Source organism: Burkholderia sp. CCA53 (assembly GCF_001685525.1).
Classification (GTDB): domain Bacteria; phylum Pseudomonadota; class Gammaproteobacteria; order Burkholderiales; family Burkholderiaceae; genus Burkholderia; species Burkholderia multivorans.
Genome location: NZ_BDDJ01000002.1, coordinates 1005503 through 1022650, shown reverse-complemented (window position 1 = coordinate 1022650; position 17148 = coordinate 1005503). Strand labels below are relative to the sequence as shown.

Below are 17148 nucleotides of genomic sequence, written 5' to 3'. Positions count from 1 at the left end.
TGTCACCGATCGATTCGATTTGTGCAGGAACGGGCGGCAACGCGCGATAACGGACGGATTGCGGAAGATGACGGACAGCACTCGCCGATCGCCGATCGGCGAGCGGCGCGCCGGCGGCGCCCTGCGGCCGCCGAGATCGACGCGTGATCGCAGCGCGAGCGAGTGCGCGCTATCGCAGCTGCACGGCCGCGAGAAACAGCACCATGCTGCCGATGGCACCGTCGAGCACGCGCCATGCGACGGCCTTGCGGAACCACGGCGCGAGCAGTCGTGCACCGTATCCGAGCCCGATGAACCAGACGATGCTGACCGACATCGCGCCGATCGCGAACGCGAGCCGCGCGCCTTCCGGCTCGCGTGCGCCGGCCGTGCCGATCAGCAGGAACGTGTCGAGATATACGTGCGGGTTGAGCCACGTGAACGCGAGCGTCATCAGCACGATCGCGAGCGCGCTTTGCGGCGGCGGCGCGACCGCGTCGCCGCGCACGTCGAGCGTTTCGTGCCCGGGCTTGAACGCGCGGCGCAGCGCATTGATCCCGAACCACGCGAGATACGCAAGGCCGACGTACAGCACCGCATGGACGAACGTCGGGTAGCGTTCGACGAGCGCCGACGCGCCGCCCACGCCCGCGGCGATCAGGATCATGTCGGACAGCGCGCATAGCAGCACGATCTTGCCGACATGCGAACGCATGATCCCTTGCCGGAGCACGAACGCGTTCTGCGCGCCGATGGTGACGATCAGCGACGCGCACAGCGCGGCGCCATGGGAGAAAGCGAGCCAGTTCATGGTGGGTGAGCAGTAGACGGATGGATCGGATAGCGCTAGTCTGCGGGCATCCTCTGAATAAGAGAAGCTAAATCAGCTAATGTCGATTAAGGAACGCTAATGCTCGACTATGCATTGCTCGACGCGCTGGCGGCGGTGATCCGGCACGGGTCGTTCGAACGCGCAGCCAAGGAACTGAACGTGACGCCATCGGCCGTGTCGCAGCGCGTGAAACTGCTGGAGGAGCGCGTCGGCAGCGTGCTCGTGAAGCGCGGTCAGCCGTGCGTCGCGACGACGTCGGGGGCGCTGCTGTGCCGGCATACCGAACGCGTGCAGCTGCTCGAGGCCGAGCTGTCGGGGCGGATGCCCGCGCTGCCGGGGCCGCTCGCGTCGACGTGGCCGACGCTGCGCGTGGCCGTCAACGACGACAGCGTCGCAACCTGGTTCGTCGACGCCGTCGCGCCGTTCTGCGCCGAGCGCGAGACCTTGCTCGATCTGGTGATCGACGACCAGGACTATACGGCCGAGCGCATCCGCGACGGCAGCGTGCAGGGCGCGGTCACCGCGCAGGCCGAGCCGATCCAGGGCTGCCGGTCGACGCGGCTCGGGCGCATTCGCTACCGCGCGGTCTGCTCGCCGGCGTTTCATGCGCGCTATTTCGGCGCGGGTATCACGCGCGACGCACTGCGCCGCGCACCGTGCGTGATGTTTAATCCGAAGGACGGGCTGCAGGCGCGCTTCATTCGGCGCGTGACGCGGGCCGATCTCGATCCGCCGCAGCACTGGATACCGCACGTCGCGGGCTATCTGCGCGCGTGCGAAACCGGGCTGGGATGGGGGATGTGCCCGGACCGGATGGTCGACCGTCAACTGGCGGCCGGCGAACTGGTGGATATGTCGGCCGGGCGTACCGTCGACATCGAGCTTTACTGGCAGAGCTGGCGTCTGTCGATCGGCTGGCTCGACGATTTCAGCGCCGCGCTGAAGGCGCGCGCCGCGCTGTTTCTCGATTGACTGCGCGGCGGGGAGGGGCGGGAGAAGGGCGGGAACGCGGCGCGCAGCGCATGCGCCGCGCGTCGCACGATCACACGTGATGCAGGGCGTCGAAGTCGACGATCTGAACGAGGCGGCCGCGCATTTCGATGAGGCCGCGCTTCTGGAATTTCGACAGCGTGCGGCTGACCGTTTCGAGCGTCATGCCGAGATAGCTGCCGATGTCTTCGCGCGTCATCCGCAGATTGAATTCCGACGGCGAGTAACCGCGCTTCAGATAGCGCGACGACACGTCGAGCAGGAACGCGGCGACACGCTCTTCGGCGTTCAGCGAACCGAGCAGCATCGCTTGCGACGTTTCGCGCACGATCTGCTCGCTCATCAGCTTGTGCATGCGCAGCTGCATGGAGCCGGCTTCCGAGCACAGCGCCTTCAGCGCGGCGTACGGAATCACGCAGACGGAGCTGTCTTCGAGCGCGATCGCGGTGCGCGGATGCGTGTCGTCGCAGATGCCGTCGAGGCCGAGCGCTTCGCCGGCGAGATGGAGGCCCGTGACCTGTTCCCGACCGTCGTGACGCGTCGCAACCGTTTTCAGCGAACCGGAACGGACCGCATACAGGTTGTCGAACGCATCGCCTTCGCGGAACAGCGCTTCACCGCGCTTGACGGGACGCGCGGCGCAGATCACCGCTTCGAGGCGGCTCAGCGCCTCGGGGGCGAGGCCTTGCGGCATGCACAGATGCCGCATCGCGCACGACGAGCAGTGCGCAGCCTGACGAGGCGCCCAGCCGGTGGCATGGGGCGGGGCGGCGGGGCGTGTGGCGACGGGCGTCAGCATGATGTTTACTCCGGCGTTGAATCGACGGAATCATTGTCCCACCGCAAGATGCGCGTGTCGGGTGACAAAACGTCGCGACGGCGCGCCCGCGCGCGCAAGCCTTTGAGCGCGTGACGCGCATCGAATCGGGTGCGTGCGCAACGATCGACGGTCGATCGGCGCAAGGCATCGCGCGCGCCGCGGAAACCGGCGCGCGCGATGCCGCGCTCAGGCCGATGCGCCTTCGTCTGCGTCCGCGTGCGCGGCAGCAGGAATCAGCAGCACGGGCAGCGATGCGTGCCGCACGCACTGTTCGGCGATGCTGCCGAGCACGAGCCGGCGGAAGCCGCGACGGCCGTGCGTGCCGAGTACGAGCAACTCCGCGCCGAACGCTTTTGCGCCGTCGAGGATCAGCGACGACACGTCGTTGAACGACGACGCCTCGTTGGTCAGCGTTTCGCCCTTGACGCCCGCTGCCTGCATCTGCGCGGAGAATTCCTTCGCCAGTTCGGCGCCCTGCGCGAGCAGCTGATCGCGCAGCACCGACGGATCGTAGCCGGGGACGTTGTAGTAGATCGCGGCGTTCTCGACGACGTAGAGCGCCTGCAGTTCCGCGCCATGCGCTTTCGCGAGCGCGAGTGCTGCTTCGAACGCGTGGCGCGACGTATCGCTGCCGTCGACGGCAACCAGAATGCGTTTGTACATGGTGTCTCCGAGAGGCGGTTGAACGGACGTCGGCCGGACGGCCGCTCCGGCCTGCGTTGCTGCGTCGCAGAGTAAACGAATGCCCGCGACTTTGCAGTGCCGAGCCGGTCCGCGCGTTGTCGCGGCGAGCGCGCGCGGCGTGACGTGGCGGCGCGACGCAGCATCTTGCGTCGCACGATGCCGCAGCGCGCACCGCGCGCGCCGATACGCGCGCGCTTCGATCCCCCGCGGTGCAGCCGTTCCGCAAACGATCGATTCAAACGCACGTGCCGACGCGCGCAACGCGCGCCGCGCCTCGGCGTCGTGCGCGAGCCGCCGCGCCGGGCTACCGGTCGGCCGGCGCCAGCTCGATCACCCTGCCGGGCCGTCGATCGTGGCCGGGCCCGTACACGCTGCCGTACATCCGGTGCACGGCGCCGAACGTGTCGTCGCCGACGGCGGCCGGCGCGTCGAAGCCTTTTTCGACGAGCACATAGCCGGCACGTAGCGCGAACGACGGATGATTGCCGCCCGGCCGGCTATCGAAGCCGGCGAGGCCGTCGCCGGCCTCCGGCATCGCATTGACGAGCGACGCATTGCTGCGCGTGATCTGATCGGGAGAGAACGGTCCGCCGCCGGCAAGGCGCGCGGCCTCGCGGTGCTTGCCGTCGGTATCGACGGTGCTGTCGAGCGTGTCGTCGTTGTCGAGCTCGATGCTGCGCGGACGGACAGGACGGTTTGGGGTCGATGACGCCATCGCGACGCTCCTCGCGGCGAAGCGCTCCGGATCAAGCAAATCCCGTTCCGGGCACGACGGGAAAACGGCGCGCGGGCGATCGCCGCGGTCGCCTGCGCGCGCACTGATTCGTCATGATTTATTTCAACTAGAACACGCGTTTTCTCCAGAGTATGATTCGTTTCTTGCGAAGCGGCGACAGGGGATGCGAACTCGCCGCCTCTGCCCGCGCCGGGGCGCCAACACCCTCCAAGACGGGTAGTGAACAACAAAGCAAGGGACTAGAGGTGGCGGATTCCATGCAAGCGACTACTGCCTTCACGCATCGCGGTTATCTGTTGAATTGCGCGCCCGCGCGCACCAGCGACGGTTCGTTCAAGCCCTACGTCGTGATCTCGCGATCGAGCGACGGGGAGCTCGTGGCGAACCGTTTTTTTCCGTCCGACCTCCAGTTCAACGACGAGGACGCTGCGATCGCGCACGCGCGCGACTGGGCGGTGCGCTGGATCGACGCGAGCAGCATCACGATGTGACGTCGCCGCTGTGACGGACATCGGCCATCGTGCCGATGCGCGGCATGCCGCCCGCCGGCGAAAAACGCGGTAATCTTGTCGGACCCGTCACTTTATTCGCGGCCGAGCGACGCAGCTCGGCCGTCTGCTTTGACCTATGTCGACATCACCCGCCCGTCAGTGGGGCCTCGAAGAAATCGTCGCCGGGCTGCGCGAGTCGCGCGAGGAGCGCCACCGCACGCGTCATCCGCGCGGCATCCGCGAACTGCCGTCGCGCGACGCGATCTGCAAGATCGTGACCGGCCTGCGCGCGTCGATGTTTCCGACGCATTACGGCGCGCCGGATCTCACCGACGAAAGCGTCGACTACTACGTCGGCCATACGCTCGAAAGCACGCTGCGCATCCTGTCCGAGCAGATCCGCCGCGCGCTGCCGTTCCTGCCCGAGCATGCCGATACGCCGCCGGCGGCACTCGAGGAGCGCGCGTTCGAGATCGCACGCGAATTCGGCAGACAGCTGCCGGCGATTCGCGCCTTGCTCGTCAGCGACATTCAGGCCGCGTATGCCGGCGATCCCGCCGCGCAACACATCACCGAAATTCTGCTGTGCTATCCGGGCGTGCTGGCGATGATGCATCACCGGCTCGCGCATGCGCTGCACCGGCTCGGCGTTCCGCTGCTCGCGCGTTTCATCAACGAGATCGCGCATTCGGCCACCGGCATCGACATTCACCCCGGCGCGCAAATCGGGCCCAGCTTCTTCATCGATCACGGCACGGGCGTCGTGATCGGCGAGACGGCGATCATTGGCGAGCGCGTGCGCGTCTATCAGGCCGTCACGCTCGGTGCGAAGAGCTTCCCGGCCGACGGCGACGGCGCGCTCGTCAAGGGCAATGCACGCCATCCGATCGTCGAGGACGACGTCGTGATCTACGCGGGGGCGACGATTCTCGGCCGCGTGACGATCGGGCGCGGGTCGGTGATCGGCGGCAACGTATGGCTCACGCACAGCGTGCCGCCCGGCACGAGCGTCGCGCAGGGGAAGGTGCGCGAAGGCGAGCGCGCGGAGAAGCCGTAACGCGGCACGCGCGTGTCGGGGCCGCTGCCGGCCGTAGCCAGGAACGCCGGAACGCTGGAATCGGCGCAACGCCGGAGCAGCGAAATCGGCGCCGGCGCAGCGGCCTGTGGCTGTGCGAAAGGCGGCGCGCTGCGCGCGCGCCGATCGTCAGTGCCGGCTGCTCGGCGAGCGATGCTTGTACAGCACGTCCTGATCGACGCGAATCAGGTTCTGCCCCGCATCGACGACGAAATCCACGCCGTTGTACGCGCTGCCCGTCAGCAGCAGGATCGCGCTCGCGACGTCGTCGGGGCCGGCGATGCGCGCGAGCGGCGTCGATGCGCGGCTCGCGTGTTCGAAATCGGCCTGCGTCTGGTCGTCGCTCGGCAGCATCAGGCCCGGGAACACGGCGTTCACGCGCAGCACCGGCGCGGCCGACAGCGCGAGCATCTGCGTCAGGTTGCCGAGCGCCGCCTTCGCGACCGTATAGCTGAAATGGTCGCGATGGAAGTTTTCCTTGATCTTCTGATCGACGACGTTCACGACGACGCCCTGCGTGCCCGCTGCCCGCGCGCGCTCGTAGAACGCACGCGTGAGCAGGATCGGCGCGCGACAGTTCACGGTCCACGCGTGATCGAACGCGGCGAGATCGAAGCTCGGGAAATGGTCCTGCCAGAACACCGACGCATTGTTCACGAGCACGTCGAGGCGCCCGAAGCGCGCGTACACGGCGTCGACCAGCGACGCGATCTGGGCCTCGTCGGACAAGTCGGCCTGCAGCGCGACGGAGTCGGGGCCGCGTTCGGCGATCGCGCGGGCCGCGGCTTCGGCCGCGTCGGCCGAGCGGTCGTAGTGCACGGCGGTGCGATAGCCGTGCGCGGCGAAATACTCGGCGAATGCGCGGCCGGCACGGCGCGCGGCGCCGGTCACCAGCACGACGGGCGCATCCGCCGCTTGCTTCGTTGACTGCATTTACGTATTCGTCAGGTTCACGGAAGACGGGTTCGCGACGATCGACAGGAATTCGCGCCGCGTCGACGGATCGGTGCGGAACGTGCCGAGCATGCGCGACGTGACCATCTCGACGCCCGGTTTGTGCACGCCGCGCGTCGAAATGCACTGATGCGCGGCTTCGAGTATCACGCCGACGCCCTTCGGCTGCAGCACGTCGAACAGCGTGTCGGCGATCTGCACCGTCATCTTTTCCTGGATCTGCAGGCGCTTCGCGAATGCATCGACGAGGCGCGCGAGCTTCGAGATGCCGACCACACGATGATTCGGCAGATACGCGACGTGCGCGCGGCCGATGATCGGCACCATGTGATGCTCGCAGTAGCTCTCGAAGCGGATGTCCTTCAGCACGATCATTTCGTCGTAGCCGTCGACCTCGCTGAACGTGCGCGCGAGGATGTCGCGCGGCTCGATCGAATAACCGGCGAAGAATTGCTCGTAGGCGCGCACGACGCGTGCGGGCGTATCGATCAGCCCTTCGCGCGTCGGATCGTCGCCGGCCCAGCGCAGCAGCACGCGTACGGCGTCCTCGGCTTCTTCACGACTCGGGCGGGATGCGGCCGGCTCGGACCGCGCGGTTTTTTTTCCCATAGCGTTGCTCCATCGAAGGCGCCGTTTGCGGCGGCGCGGTATCCGGGCATTGTTTCATGCTTTCGCGCTTCGTGCGTGCGGCCCCGCGCTCACTTCGGCCACTCGTCCTGCTCGTCGTTGAACAGCGACGCGACGACGCCGCGCAGCCACGCCGTGCGCGGATCGTTGTGGAATTTGCGATGCCAGTGCTGTTTCAGGTCGAAGCGCGGCAATGGCAGCGGCGGCTCGACCGGCACGATGAACGCGTGCTCGGCCGCGTAGGCGTAACCGATCGCGTGCGGCACCGTCGCGATCAGATCGGTGCGGCTCAGGATGAACGGCAGACTCATGAAGTGCGGCGTCTCGAGCACGGCGCGGCGCTGCATCCGCTGCTTCGCGAGATATTTCTCGAGCACTTCCTGGCTGCGTCCCTCGGCGCGCACGACCGCATGCCCGCTTTCGAGAAACTGCTCGACGGTGAACGGCCGCGCCTGCTCGAGCGGGTGACCGCGCCGCATCAGGCACACGAAGCGATGCGTGAACAGACGCTGCTGGAAGAAGTTGTTGCCGTCGAGATCGGGGAAATAACCGACCGCGAGATCGATCGAGCCGGCCTCGAGCCCGCGTCCGACTTCATCGTGCGGCAGCGACACCGAGCGCAGGTTCGCATGCGGCGCGCACTGCGCGAACGCCTGCAGCAGCTTCGGCAGAAACACGATCTCGCCGACGTCCGATAGCGCGATCGAAAACGTATGCGTGCTCGCGGCCGGATCGAAGTCGTGCGGCGCGACGAGCCCGCGCTCGATCTGCGCGAGCGCGTCGCGCGCGGCGGGCAGTAGCGCGAGCGCACGCGGCGTCGGCTCCATCCCGCGCGACGTGCGCACGAACAGCGGATCGCCGAAATACGCGCGCAAGCGCCCGAGCGCCGTGCTGACGCGCGGCTGGCTGACGCCGAGCAGTTCGCCCGCGCGGCTCACGTTGCGCGTGTCGTCGAGCGCGACGAGGTAGGGAATGAGGTTCAGATCGAGCGCTTCCATCGCCGGCCAATATCTTGAAAACGGATAGAAGTTATCTCCGGAATCGCGTTGCCGCATAGTCGGGAAAGCGCTGAAATGCGTTCACCAATCGAACCAATGTTCAATTTCGAACCGATCCGGTGCAGGTGCGAAGCCGCCGCCCGGTCGACAGGAGACATGTCATGCGCACCCAGGTCGCCATCATCGGCGCCGGCCCCGCCGGCCTTCTGCTTTCCCATCTGCTCCGCCTGCAAGGCGTCGAATCGATCCTCCTCGAAGCGCGCTCGCGCGAATACTGCGAGAACCGCATCCGCGCGGGTGTGCTCGAACAGGGCACCGTCGACACGCTCAATGCGGCCGGCCTTGGCGACCGCATGCGCCGCGAAGGGCTGCAGCATCACGGGATCGAGCTGCTGTTCGGCGGCCAGCGTCACCGGATCGATCTGAGCGGCCTGACCGGCGGCCGCGCGATCACCGTCTATAGCCAGCACGAGGTCGTGCGCGACCTGATCGCGGCCGGCGTCGAGCACGGTCATCCGATGCATTTCGACGTGACCGACGTCGCGCTGCACGACGTCGACGGCGATCGCCCGTTCGTCACGTTCAAGCATGCCGACGGCCGCGCGGACCGCATCGACTGCGACTACATCGCCGGCTGCGACGGCTTCCACGGGATCGCGCGGCAGACGATTCCGGCCGAGCGGCTGCGCACGTTCGAGCGCGTCTATCCGTTCGCGTGGCTCGGCATCCTCGCCGACGCGGCGCCGTCGCTCGACGAGCTCGTCTATGCACACCACGAGCGCGGCTTCGCGCTGTTCTCGATGCGCTCGCCGACCGTCACGCGGCTGTACCTGCAATGTCGCCCGGACGAGGATCTCGGCGCCTGGTCCGACGCGCGGATCTGGGACGAACTGCATACGCGCTTTTCGAACGACACCGGCTGGACGCCGACCGAGGGCCGGATCACGCAGAAGAGCGTGACGCCGATGCGCAGCTTCGTGTCGGAGACGATGCAGCACGGCCACCTGTTCCTCGCCGGCGACGCGGCGCACATCGTGCCGCCGACCGGCGCGAAGGGGATGAACCTCGCGGTCGCCGACGTCCGCGCGTTGTCGCGTGCGCTGGGTGCGCGCTACCGGACGGGCGACGCGACGGCGCTCGATGCGTATTCGGCGACCTGCCTCGAGCGCGTGTGGCGCGCCGAGCATTTCTCGTACTTCATGACGAACATGCTGCATCCGTCGGCCGACGATACGCCGTTCGTGAACCGGCTCAAGCTCGCGGAACTGAAGTACGTGACGCGCTCGCGTGCCGCCGCGCAATCGCTCGCGGAAAACTACGTCGGGCTGCCGTTCGACGACGAAGCCGGCCCCGAGACATCCCGCCTTGACAACGCGCTGTGCGCGACTCTATGATCGGCCCATCGTTCGCTAATCGAATCTAGGTTCGATTAGCGAACAAAATGCCGAAGCCGCAGCCGGTTTCGGCACGGCACGCGGCACGCGCGTGTTCCTCCGACAGCCGCGCATCGTGCCGCGGGGTTCGTATCAGGAAGAGACATGGTCAACAAGATTTTCGAATCGCTTCAGTCGGCGGTCGCCGACGTTCACGACGGCGCGACGATCATGATCGGCGGCTTCGGCACGGCCGGCATGCCGTCCGAGCTGATCGACGCGCTGATCGAGCAGGGCGCGCGCGACCTGACGATCGTCAACAACAACGCGGGCAACGGCGAGACGGGCCTGGCGGCCCTGCTGAAGGCGAAGCGGGTGCGCAAGATCATCTGCTCGTTCCCGCGCCAGAGCGACTCGCAGGTGTTCGACGCACTGTACCGCGCGGGCGAGATCGAGCTGGAGCTCGTGCCGCAGGGCAACCTGGCCGAGCGCATTCGCGCGGCGGGTGCCGGCATCGGCGGCTTCTTCACGCCGACCGGCTACGGCACGAAGCTCGCGGAAGGCAAGGAAACGCGCGTGATCGACGGCAAGCCGTATGTCTTCGAAACGCCGATTCACGCCGATTTCGCGCTCGTGAAGGCGTACAAGGGCGATCGCTGGGGCAATCTCGTGTATCGCAAGACCGCGCGCAACTTCGGGCCCATCATGGCGAGCGCCGCGAAGGTCGCGATCGTGCAGGTGTCGCAGGTCGTGCCGCTCGGCGGGCTGAACCCGGAACACATCGTGACGCCGGGGATTTTCGTGCAGCGCATCGTCGAAGTGCCGCAGGCCGCGCATGCGGCCGAGCTGGCCGCGGAACGCGCATCGCAAGCCGCCTGACCGCCCGAGGAGATCCGACATGAAACGACTGACCCGCGATGAAATGGCCAAGCGCGTCGCCCAGGACATCCCCGAAGGCGCGTACGTGAACCTCGGCATCGGCGTGCCGACGCTGGTGGCGAACCACCTCGATCCGAGCAAGGAAATCTTCCTGCACAGCGAGAACGGGCTGCTCGGCATGGGCCCGGCGCCCGCGCCCGGCGAGGAAGACGACGAGCTGATCAACGCCGGCAAGCAGCACGTGACGCTGCTTACGGGCGGCGCCTACTTCCACCACGCCGATTCGTTCGCGATGATGCGCGGCGGCCACCTCGACTACTGCGTGCTCGGCGCGTTCCAGGTATCCGCGAACGGCGACCTCGCGAACTGGCATACGGGCGCGCCCGATGCGATTCCGGCGGTCGGCGGCGCGATGGATCTCGCGATCGGCGCGAAGCAGGTGTTCGTGATGATGGAGCACCTGACGAAGCAGGGCGAGAGCAAGATCGTCGCGCAGTGCTCGTATCCGGTGACGGGCGTGCAGTGCGTGAGCCGCATCTATACGGATCTCGCCGTGCTCGACGTGACGTCCGACGGCCTCGCGGTGAGCGAGATCTTCACCGACCTGTCGTTCGACGAACTGCAGAAGCTGACCGGCGTGCCGCTGATCGACGCGACGCGCAAGGCGGCCTGAACCGCAAGCGGCCGGCGCGCGCATGCGCACGCCGGCGCGCTTCGGTGGACAATAGGCCACCCGTTTTCCCATCCGACGCCATGCTCGAAGACAGCGCCCGCCTGACCTCCCTCATCTGTGGCAGCGAGCCGCTCAACCGGATCTGGTCGCCCCGTGCCACCGTCCAGCGGATGCTCGACGTCGAAGCCGCGCTCGCGCGCGCGCTGGCCGCGCAACAGGTTATTCCGGCCGCCGCGGTCGCGCCGATCGAACGCGCGTGCGTGGCCGACCGTCTCGATGCCGATGCGCTCGCGCGCGACGCGGCGCTCGGCGGCAATCTCGCGATTCCGCTCGTCAAGCAGCTCACCGCGCAGGTGAAGGCCGACGATGCCGAGGCCGCGAAATTCGTGCACTGGGGCGCGACGAGCCAGGACATCATCGACACCGCGACCGTCCTGCAGCTGCGCGATACGCTCGACGTGCTCGAACCGATGCTCAACGACGCGTGCGCGTCGCTCGCGACGCTCGCGCGCACACATCGCGCGACGCCGATGATCGGCCGCACGTGGCTGCAGCAGGCATTGCCGATCACGCTCGGGCTGAAGTTCGCGCAGTGGCTCGACGCGCTGCTGCGCCATCGCACGCGGCTCGCCGAGCTGCGCGCGCGTGCGCTCGTGCTGCAGTTCGGCGGTGCGGCCGGCACGCTCGCGAGCCTGCGCGATCGCGCGAGCGGCGTGAGCGCCGCCCTGGCCAAAGAGCTCGAGCTCGCCGCACCGGCGGTGCCGTGGCATACGCAGCGCGACCGGATCGCCGAGGCCGCTGCATGGTTCGGCATGCTGATCGGCACGCTCGGCAAGATCGCGCGCGATATCTCGCTGCAGATGCAGACCGAAGTCGGCGAACTCGGCGAACCGGCCGCGGCCGGCAAGGGCGGTTCGTCGACGATGCCGCACAAACGCAACCCTGTGGGCTGCGCCGCCGTGCTGACGGCTGCGGTGCGCGCACCGGGCCTCGTCGCGACCGTGTTCGCGGGGATGGTGCAGGAACACGAGCGCGCGCTCGGCGGCTGGCAGGCCGAGTGGGACGCGCTGCCCGACCTCGCGCGCCTCGCCGGCGGCGCACTCGCGCAGATCGCGCAGATCGTCGCGGGCCTCGACGTGAACGCCGAACGCCTCGCGGCGAACCTCGACCTCACGCACGGCTTGATCCTCGGCGAAGCGGTGATGCTCGCGCTCGGCGACCGGATCGGCCGTCTCGACGCGCATCACGTCGTCGAGCACGCGTCGAAGGAAGCCGTGCGCACCGGCGCGACGCTGTTCGACGTGCTCGCCGCCGACGCGACCGTGTCGGCCCACCTGTCGCGCGACGCGCTCGCACAGTTGCTCGACCCCGCTCATTACGTCGGCGAGGCGCACGCCTACGTCGACGCCGTGCTCGCGCTGCACGCGCGCACGTAACCACCAGGAGAACACTGATGCCTTTCGCCACCGTCAACGGCGTAAAACTGCATTACCGGATCGATCGTGCCGCGCGCGACGACGCGCCGTGGCTCGTCTTCTCGAATTCGCTCGGCGCGGACCTGCAGATGTGGGCGCCGCAGATTCGTCCGTTCACGCAGCACTTCAACGTGCTGCGTTACGACACGCGCGGCCACGGCCATTCCGATGCGCCGGCCGGTTCGTACACGATCGACCAGCTCGCGGGCGACGTGATCGGCCTGCTCGATCATCTCGGGATCGCGCAGGCGTCGTTCTGCGGAATCTCGATGGGCGGCCTGACCGGCGCCGCACTGGCTGCGCGCTTCCCGTCGCGCATCGTCCGCGCGGTGCTCGCGAACACGGCCGCCAAGATCGGCTCGCCGGAAGTGTGGACGCCGCGCGCGCACAAGGCGCGCACCGAAGGGATGTCCGCACTCGCCGACGCGGTGCTGCCGCGCTGGTTCACCGATGCGTTCGTGCAGCGCGAGCCGCGCCTGTTCGATGCGATCCGCGACACGTTCGTGCATACCGACAAGGACGGCTATGCGGCGAACTGCGACGCGCTGAACGCAGCCGACTTGCGCGAGGAAGCGAAGGGCATCGCGCTGCCGGTGCTCGTCGTGACCGGCGCGCACGATCTCTCGACGCCGCCCGACCAGGGCCGCGCACTGGCCGCCGCGATTCCGGGCGCGCGTCACGTCGAATTCGACGCCGCGCACATTTCGAACATCGAGCGCACCGACGATTTCAATCGCGCGCTGCTCGATTTCCTGACTGCGTGAGGCAGCGACGATGGACGACCAGCAACGTTACGAAGCCGGAATGAAAGTGCGTCGCGCGGTGCTCGGCGACGCGCATGTCGACCGCTCGATCGAGAACCGCACCGAGGTGACCGAGGAATTCCAGAACCTGATCACGCGCTATGCGTGGGGCGAGATCTGGACGCGCGACGGCCTGCCGCGCCATACGCGCAGCCTGCTGACGATCGCGATGATGGTCGCGCTGAACCGCAGCGAGGAACTGGCACTGCATCTGCGCGCCGCACGCAACAACGGCGTGACGCGCGACGAGATCAAGGAAGTGCTGCTGCAGACCGCGATCTACTGCGGCGTGCCGGCGGCGAATTCCGCATTCCATCTCGCGGATCGCATCTTCAAGGAACAGGACGCGGCAGGCTAAGCGCGACTGGCAACGAACGCGCCGGCAGTGCATCGGCGCGCCGCGTACCGGATGGCCGGTACGCAAACAAAGGAATGGCCCGGCGCCCGCCGGGCCGCCGACAATCCGGCGTCGCGGCACGCAGCGCATCGAGCGCCTGCCGAGCCCGACATCGACAAGGAGACAGACAGTGAATCGCACCCCGGTGGTCGACGTCCAGACCTTCATCAACGAGCAGCCGTTCGGCGGCTTTCAGTGGCTCGTGTTTCTCATGTGTTTCGTGATCGTCCTGCTCGACGGATTCGATACGGCCGCGATCGGCTTTATCGCGCCGTCGCTGCTCGGCGAATGGAACCTGACCAAGCCCGATCTCGCGCCGGTGCTGAGCGCCGCGCTGTTCGGCCTCGCCTGCGGCGCGCTCGTGTCGGGGCCGCTGTCGGACCGGCTCGGGCGACGCGTGCTGCTGCTCGGCTCGGTGTTCCTGTTCGGCATCGCGTGCCTCGTGTCCGCGTTCTCGACGACGATCGGGCATCTGACCGTGCTGCGCTTCGTGACCGGCGTCGGGCTTGGCGCCGCGATGCCGAATGCGGTCACGATGATGGGCGAGTTCTGCCCGGACAAGCGCCGCGCGACCGTGATCAACCTGATGTTCTGCGGCTTTCCGCTCGGTGCGGCATTCGGCGGGTTTCTCGCCGCGTGGATGATTCCGCATTTCGGCTGGCGCAGCGTGCTGGTGCTCGGCGGCGTGACGCCGCTGCTGCTCGGCGTGCTGCTGCTGTTGAAGATGCCCGAATCGGTACGCTTCATGGTCGCGCACGGCCATCCGGTCGACCGGATCCGCGCGACGCTCGCGCGCATCTCGCGCGATGCGCTGAACGCGAGCGCGTTGGCGATGACGGAGTCGGCGCCGCAGACCGGCGGCAAGGGGCTCGGCGTCGTGCTGTCGCGCTCGTACGTGATCGGCTCGGTGATGCTGTGGGCCGCGTACTTCATGGGGCTCGTGATCTTCTACGCGTCGATCAACTGGATGCCGATTCTGCTGAAGGATGCGGGCCTCACGCCGAAGAGCGCGACGCTGATTTCCGCGCTGTTCCCGCTCGGCGGCGTCGGCGCGGTACTGTGCGGTGTGCTGATGGATCGCTTCAACGCGAACCGCGTGATCGCCGTCTGCTATGCGCTGACGGCCGTCAGCGTCTATGCGATCGGGCAGGCGGCCGGCAACGTCGGGCTGCTCGTGCTCGTCGTGTTCGTCGCCGGCGTGCTGATGAACACCGCGCAATCGTCGATGCCGGCGCTGGCGGCTGCGTTCTATCCGACCGAAGGGCGCGGCACCGGTGTCGCGTGGATGCTCGGCGTCGGACGCTTCGGCGGGATTGCGGGGTCGTTTCTGGTCGCTGAGCTCACGCGCCGGCATTTCTCGTTCGCCGGCGTGTTCGCGACGATCGCGGTGGCCGGGCTGCTTGCCTGTGTCGCGCTGCTGATCAAGCAGATCGCGCGGCCGCATCGGACGACGCCGTCGACCGGCACGATCGAGCCGATCGGGCACTGAGCGGGGCCAAGCTCGGCGTGCCGGCGTTCGGGGCGGCGCGCCCGGCTCGGCCAGTGGGTCGCGGCTCGCGGCTCGCCTCTCGCGACTCGCGTGCGTCGTCGCGCAAAAGCATCCGGGCCGCATTCGCGGCCCGTCGACTCGGCGGCACGTGTGCCGCCGTTCATTCTTCCGCGTCGTGTTCCTTCACGAACGTGCGCAGATACGCGCGCAGCGCGGCCTCGCGGCAGCGGTGATCGGCGAGGTTCGCGGCGCCCATCTCTTCCTCGTCGCCGAACAGCGTCGGCGGTGCGCAGTAAGTGCCGACTTCGATGTCCTCGCGCAGCACGCGGATGTCGTGCGTGCCCGGATGGTATTCGGCCACCCAGTGCATTCCTTCGATGCGCTCGCCCGCCCTCAGCATTGGCTTCATCGGCAATCTCCCGGCAGCGGCGGCGCAGCCGGCGAAGCGGCTGCACGCGTCAGTAGCGAGAGCGTACGCCTGCGTCGCGCGAAGCTCAATGGGCGGTGAGCGCTCACTGCGGCAATACGTGCGCGACGAGCGGATACAGGGACAGGATCAGCAGCACGGCCATCGTCACGTTGAAGATGCGCAGCGCGCGCGGATTCGACAGGAAACGCCGCAGGCCGAGGCCGAACGCGGCCCACAGGCTGATGCACGGAAAGCCGATCAGCACGAATACGACGGCCATCCACGCGGCGTTCATGCCGTAATCGGCGGACAGCCGGATCGTCGTCGCGGCGGTCAGCACCATCATCCATGCCTTCGGATTGACCCATTGGAACGCGGCGGCTTCGATGAACGTCATCGGCCGCGGCTTTGCGCCGTGCGCCTTCACTTCGCCGGACGTGCCGATGCGCCAGGCGAGATACAGCAGATACGCGACGCTCGCGACTTCCAGAACCGTGTACAGCAGCGGCACGCGCTTGAACGCTTCGCCGAGTCCGAAGCCGACGCAGAGCATGAGGATCGCGACGCCGATGCTGATACCAAACAGGTGCGGCATCGTGCGGCGAAAGCCGAAATTGACGCCGGATGCGAGCAGCATCGTGTTGTTCGGGCCGGGCGTGATCGACGTGACGAGCGCGAACAGCATGCCGGCGGGCAGCGCGCTCAGCGTGAGGAATTCCATCGCGAGTTCTCCATTCGGGTTCTGGGCAGGAATGGAGTCAGTGTAATGACGATTGTCAGTACAGTACCGGTACAGATTGCCTGGCGAATGCCGGTACGGGCGGCGCGCGCTTGGCCGGCAAATCGTTACGGCGGCCATCAGCCCTACGCGATCGCCGCCGAATGTCCGGCAGATGACTGAACGACGCTCTTCGCGGCCCCGTCTGGAAGATATGGCATGGGCCGGAATCGCCTCTTCTGCCGTGACGGACGGGCACAATGCCGCGCGAAAGGGCTTGCGCACGCTCGGGCGCCCAGAACGATATTGTGCCGGTTGCATCGGCATGGCCGCGTGCTTTCACGCGCTCCGCGCAACGCCCCGCACGCATCTGCCCCCCTCCGCGAATCCCGACTCCGACGATATACCCCTCCCCCCTATTTGGCCAAAATCGCCTATACTCCCCCCCGGTATATTCGAGAACGCACCATGAGCCATACGATCAAGGAAAAGCAAAAACTGCTGAACCGTGTCCGCCGTATCAAGGGACAGGTGGAAGCGATCGAGCGCGCGCTCGAGGAAGAGCGCAGCTGCAGCGAAATCCTGCAATTGATCACGAGCGGGCGCGGCGCGATGAACGGTTTGCTCGCGCTGGTGCTCGAGGATCACATCCGCAGCCATCTGGTCGATGCGGACGATACGCACGCGGACGAAGGCGGCGCGACCGAGCAGCTGGTCGCGGTCGTTCGCAGCTACTTCAAGTGATC

General features: G+C 67.5%; 20 protein-coding genes. 11 read left to right on the top strand and 9 right to left on the bottom strand.

The genetic code is table 11. The annotated features are described in order from the left end of the window. Positions 1-169: 169 nt before the first annotated feature. Positions 170-790: a LysE/ArgO family amino acid transporter gene (locus BCR55_RS21060; protein ID WP_006404588.1), complete on the bottom strand. Its 621-nt coding sequence runs from the start codon at positions 788-790 to the stop codon at positions 170-172. Between the two features lie 99 nt (positions 791-889). Between BCR55_RS21060 and BCR55_RS21055 the strand changes: the two genes are divergently transcribed. Continuing rightward, complete coding sequence (locus BCR55_RS21055) at positions 890-1783, top strand: LysR family transcriptional regulator ArgP (protein ID WP_006397585.1); 894 nt, start codon at positions 890-892, stop codon at positions 1781-1783. Positions 1784-1853: 70 nt separating this feature from the next. Here the strand turns inward: BCR55_RS21055 and fnr are convergent, their stop codons facing one another. The 3 genes from fnr to BCR55_RS21040 all read right to left on the bottom strand — a co-directional run bounded on the left by fnr (position 1854) and on the right by BCR55_RS21040 (position 4020). Next, a complete protein-coding gene (fnr, locus tag BCR55_RS21050; RefSeq protein WP_006404587.1) occupies positions 1854-2600 on the bottom strand; it encodes a fumarate/nitrate reduction transcriptional regulator Fnr in 747 nt (248 codons plus the stop codon). A 207-nt stretch (positions 2601-2807) separates the two neighbouring features. Next, on the bottom strand, positions 2808-3284 hold the full coding sequence (locus BCR55_RS21045; protein ID WP_006404585.1) for a universal stress protein: 477 nt from the start codon (positions 3282-3284) through the stop codon (positions 2808-2810). A gap of 325 nt (positions 3285-3609) precedes the next feature. Then, the gene (locus tag BCR55_RS21040) at positions 3610-4020 is read right to left on the bottom strand and encodes a DUF3005 domain-containing protein (RefSeq protein ID WP_065495793.1); all 411 of its coding nucleotides are present in this window, start codon (positions 4018-4020) and stop codon (positions 3610-3612) included. 278 nt (positions 4021-4298) lie between these two features. Here BCR55_RS21040 and BCR55_RS21035 point away from each other — a divergent pair, with 278 nt between their 5' ends. Next, positions 4299-4532: a hypothetical protein gene (locus BCR55_RS21035; RefSeq protein WP_006404583.1), complete on the top strand. Its 234-nt coding sequence runs from the start codon at positions 4299-4301 to the stop codon at positions 4530-4532. Between the two features lie 136 nt (positions 4533-4668). Next, entirely contained in the window at positions 4669-5589 is a 921-nt protein-coding gene (epsC, locus tag BCR55_RS21030) for a serine O-acetyltransferase EpsC (RefSeq protein ID WP_006404582.1), read from the top strand. 147 nt (positions 5590-5736) lie between these two features. On the opposite strand, the gene BCR55_RS21025 is transcribed toward epsC, so the two are convergent. The 3 genes from BCR55_RS21025 to BCR55_RS21015 all read right to left on the bottom strand — a co-directional run bounded on the left by BCR55_RS21025 (position 5737) and on the right by BCR55_RS21015 (position 8186). Then, positions 5737-6540: an SDR family oxidoreductase gene (locus tag BCR55_RS21025; protein WP_059940708.1), complete on the bottom strand. Its 804-nt coding sequence runs from the start codon at positions 6538-6540 to the stop codon at positions 5737-5739. After that, the gene (folE, locus tag BCR55_RS21020) at positions 6541-7170 is read right to left on the bottom strand and encodes a GTP cyclohydrolase I FolE (RefSeq protein ID WP_006404580.1); all 630 of its coding nucleotides are present in this window, start codon (positions 7168-7170) and stop codon (positions 6541-6543) included. A gap of 89 nt (positions 7171-7259) precedes the next feature. Further along, complete coding sequence (locus BCR55_RS21015) at positions 7260-8186, bottom strand: LysR family transcriptional regulator (RefSeq protein WP_065495790.1); 927 nt, start codon at positions 8184-8186, stop codon at positions 7260-7262. Positions 8187-8347: 161 nt separating this feature from the next. Here BCR55_RS21015 and BCR55_RS21010 point away from each other — a divergent pair, with 161 nt between their 5' ends. The 7 genes from BCR55_RS21010 to BCR55_RS20980 all read left to right on the top strand — a co-directional run bounded on the left by BCR55_RS21010 (position 8348) and on the right by BCR55_RS20980 (position 15275). Then, positions 8348-9580 (top strand): 4-hydroxybenzoate 3-monooxygenase, encoded by a 1233-nt coding sequence (locus BCR55_RS21010; protein WP_065495786.1) that lies wholly within the window; start codon positions 8348-8350, stop codon positions 9578-9580. A gap of 144 nt (positions 9581-9724) precedes the next feature. Further along, positions 9725-10438, top strand: a complete 714-nt coding sequence (locus BCR55_RS21005) for a 3-oxoacid CoA-transferase subunit A (protein ID WP_006404576.1) — start codon at positions 9725-9727, stop codon at positions 10436-10438. 19 nt (positions 10439-10457) lie between these two features. Next, positions 10458-11111: a CoA transferase subunit B gene (locus BCR55_RS21000; protein WP_006397598.1), complete on the top strand. Its 654-nt coding sequence runs from the start codon at positions 10458-10460 to the stop codon at positions 11109-11111. Positions 11112-11191: 80 nt separating this feature from the next. Further along, positions 11192-12547 carry a 3-carboxy-cis,cis-muconate cycloisomerase gene (locus tag BCR55_RS20995; RefSeq protein ID WP_065495784.1) on the top strand — a complete coding sequence of 452 codons (1356 nt, stop codon included), beginning with the start codon at positions 11192-11194 and terminating at the stop codon, positions 12545-12547. A 17-nt stretch (positions 12548-12564) separates the two neighbouring features. After that, positions 12565-13350, top strand: a complete 786-nt coding sequence (gene pcaD / locus BCR55_RS20990; RefSeq protein WP_065495782.1) for a 3-oxoadipate enol-lactonase — start codon at positions 12565-12567, stop codon at positions 13348-13350. Positions 13351-13360: 10 nt separating this feature from the next. Further along, positions 13361-13747, top strand: coding sequence for a 4-carboxymuconolactone decarboxylase (gene pcaC / locus BCR55_RS20985; protein WP_006397602.1), 387 nt, complete (start codon positions 13361-13363; stop codon positions 13745-13747). Positions 13748-13916: 169 nt separating this feature from the next. Next, positions 13917-15275, top strand: coding sequence for an MFS transporter (locus tag BCR55_RS20980; protein WP_065495780.1), 1359 nt, complete (start codon positions 13917-13919; stop codon positions 15273-15275). Positions 15276-15435: 160 nt separating this feature from the next. On the opposite strand, the gene BCR55_RS20975 is transcribed toward BCR55_RS20980, so the two are convergent. After that, a complete protein-coding gene (locus tag BCR55_RS20975) occupies positions 15436-15684 on the bottom strand; it encodes a hypothetical protein (RefSeq protein ID WP_012217756.1) in 249 nt (82 codons plus the stop codon). A 103-nt stretch (positions 15685-15787) separates the two neighbouring features. After that, positions 15788-16405, bottom strand: coding sequence for a LysE family translocator (locus tag BCR55_RS20970; protein ID WP_006404570.1), 618 nt, complete (start codon positions 16403-16405; stop codon positions 15788-15790). Between the two features lie 465 nt (positions 16406-16870). Here BCR55_RS20970 and BCR55_RS20965 point away from each other — a divergent pair, with 465 nt between their 5' ends. After that, on the top strand, positions 16871-17146 hold the full coding sequence (locus tag BCR55_RS20965; protein WP_006409366.1) for a metal/formaldehyde-sensitive transcriptional repressor: 276 nt from the start codon (positions 16871-16873) through the stop codon (positions 17144-17146). The last annotated feature ends 2 nt before the right edge of the window (positions 17147-17148 follow it).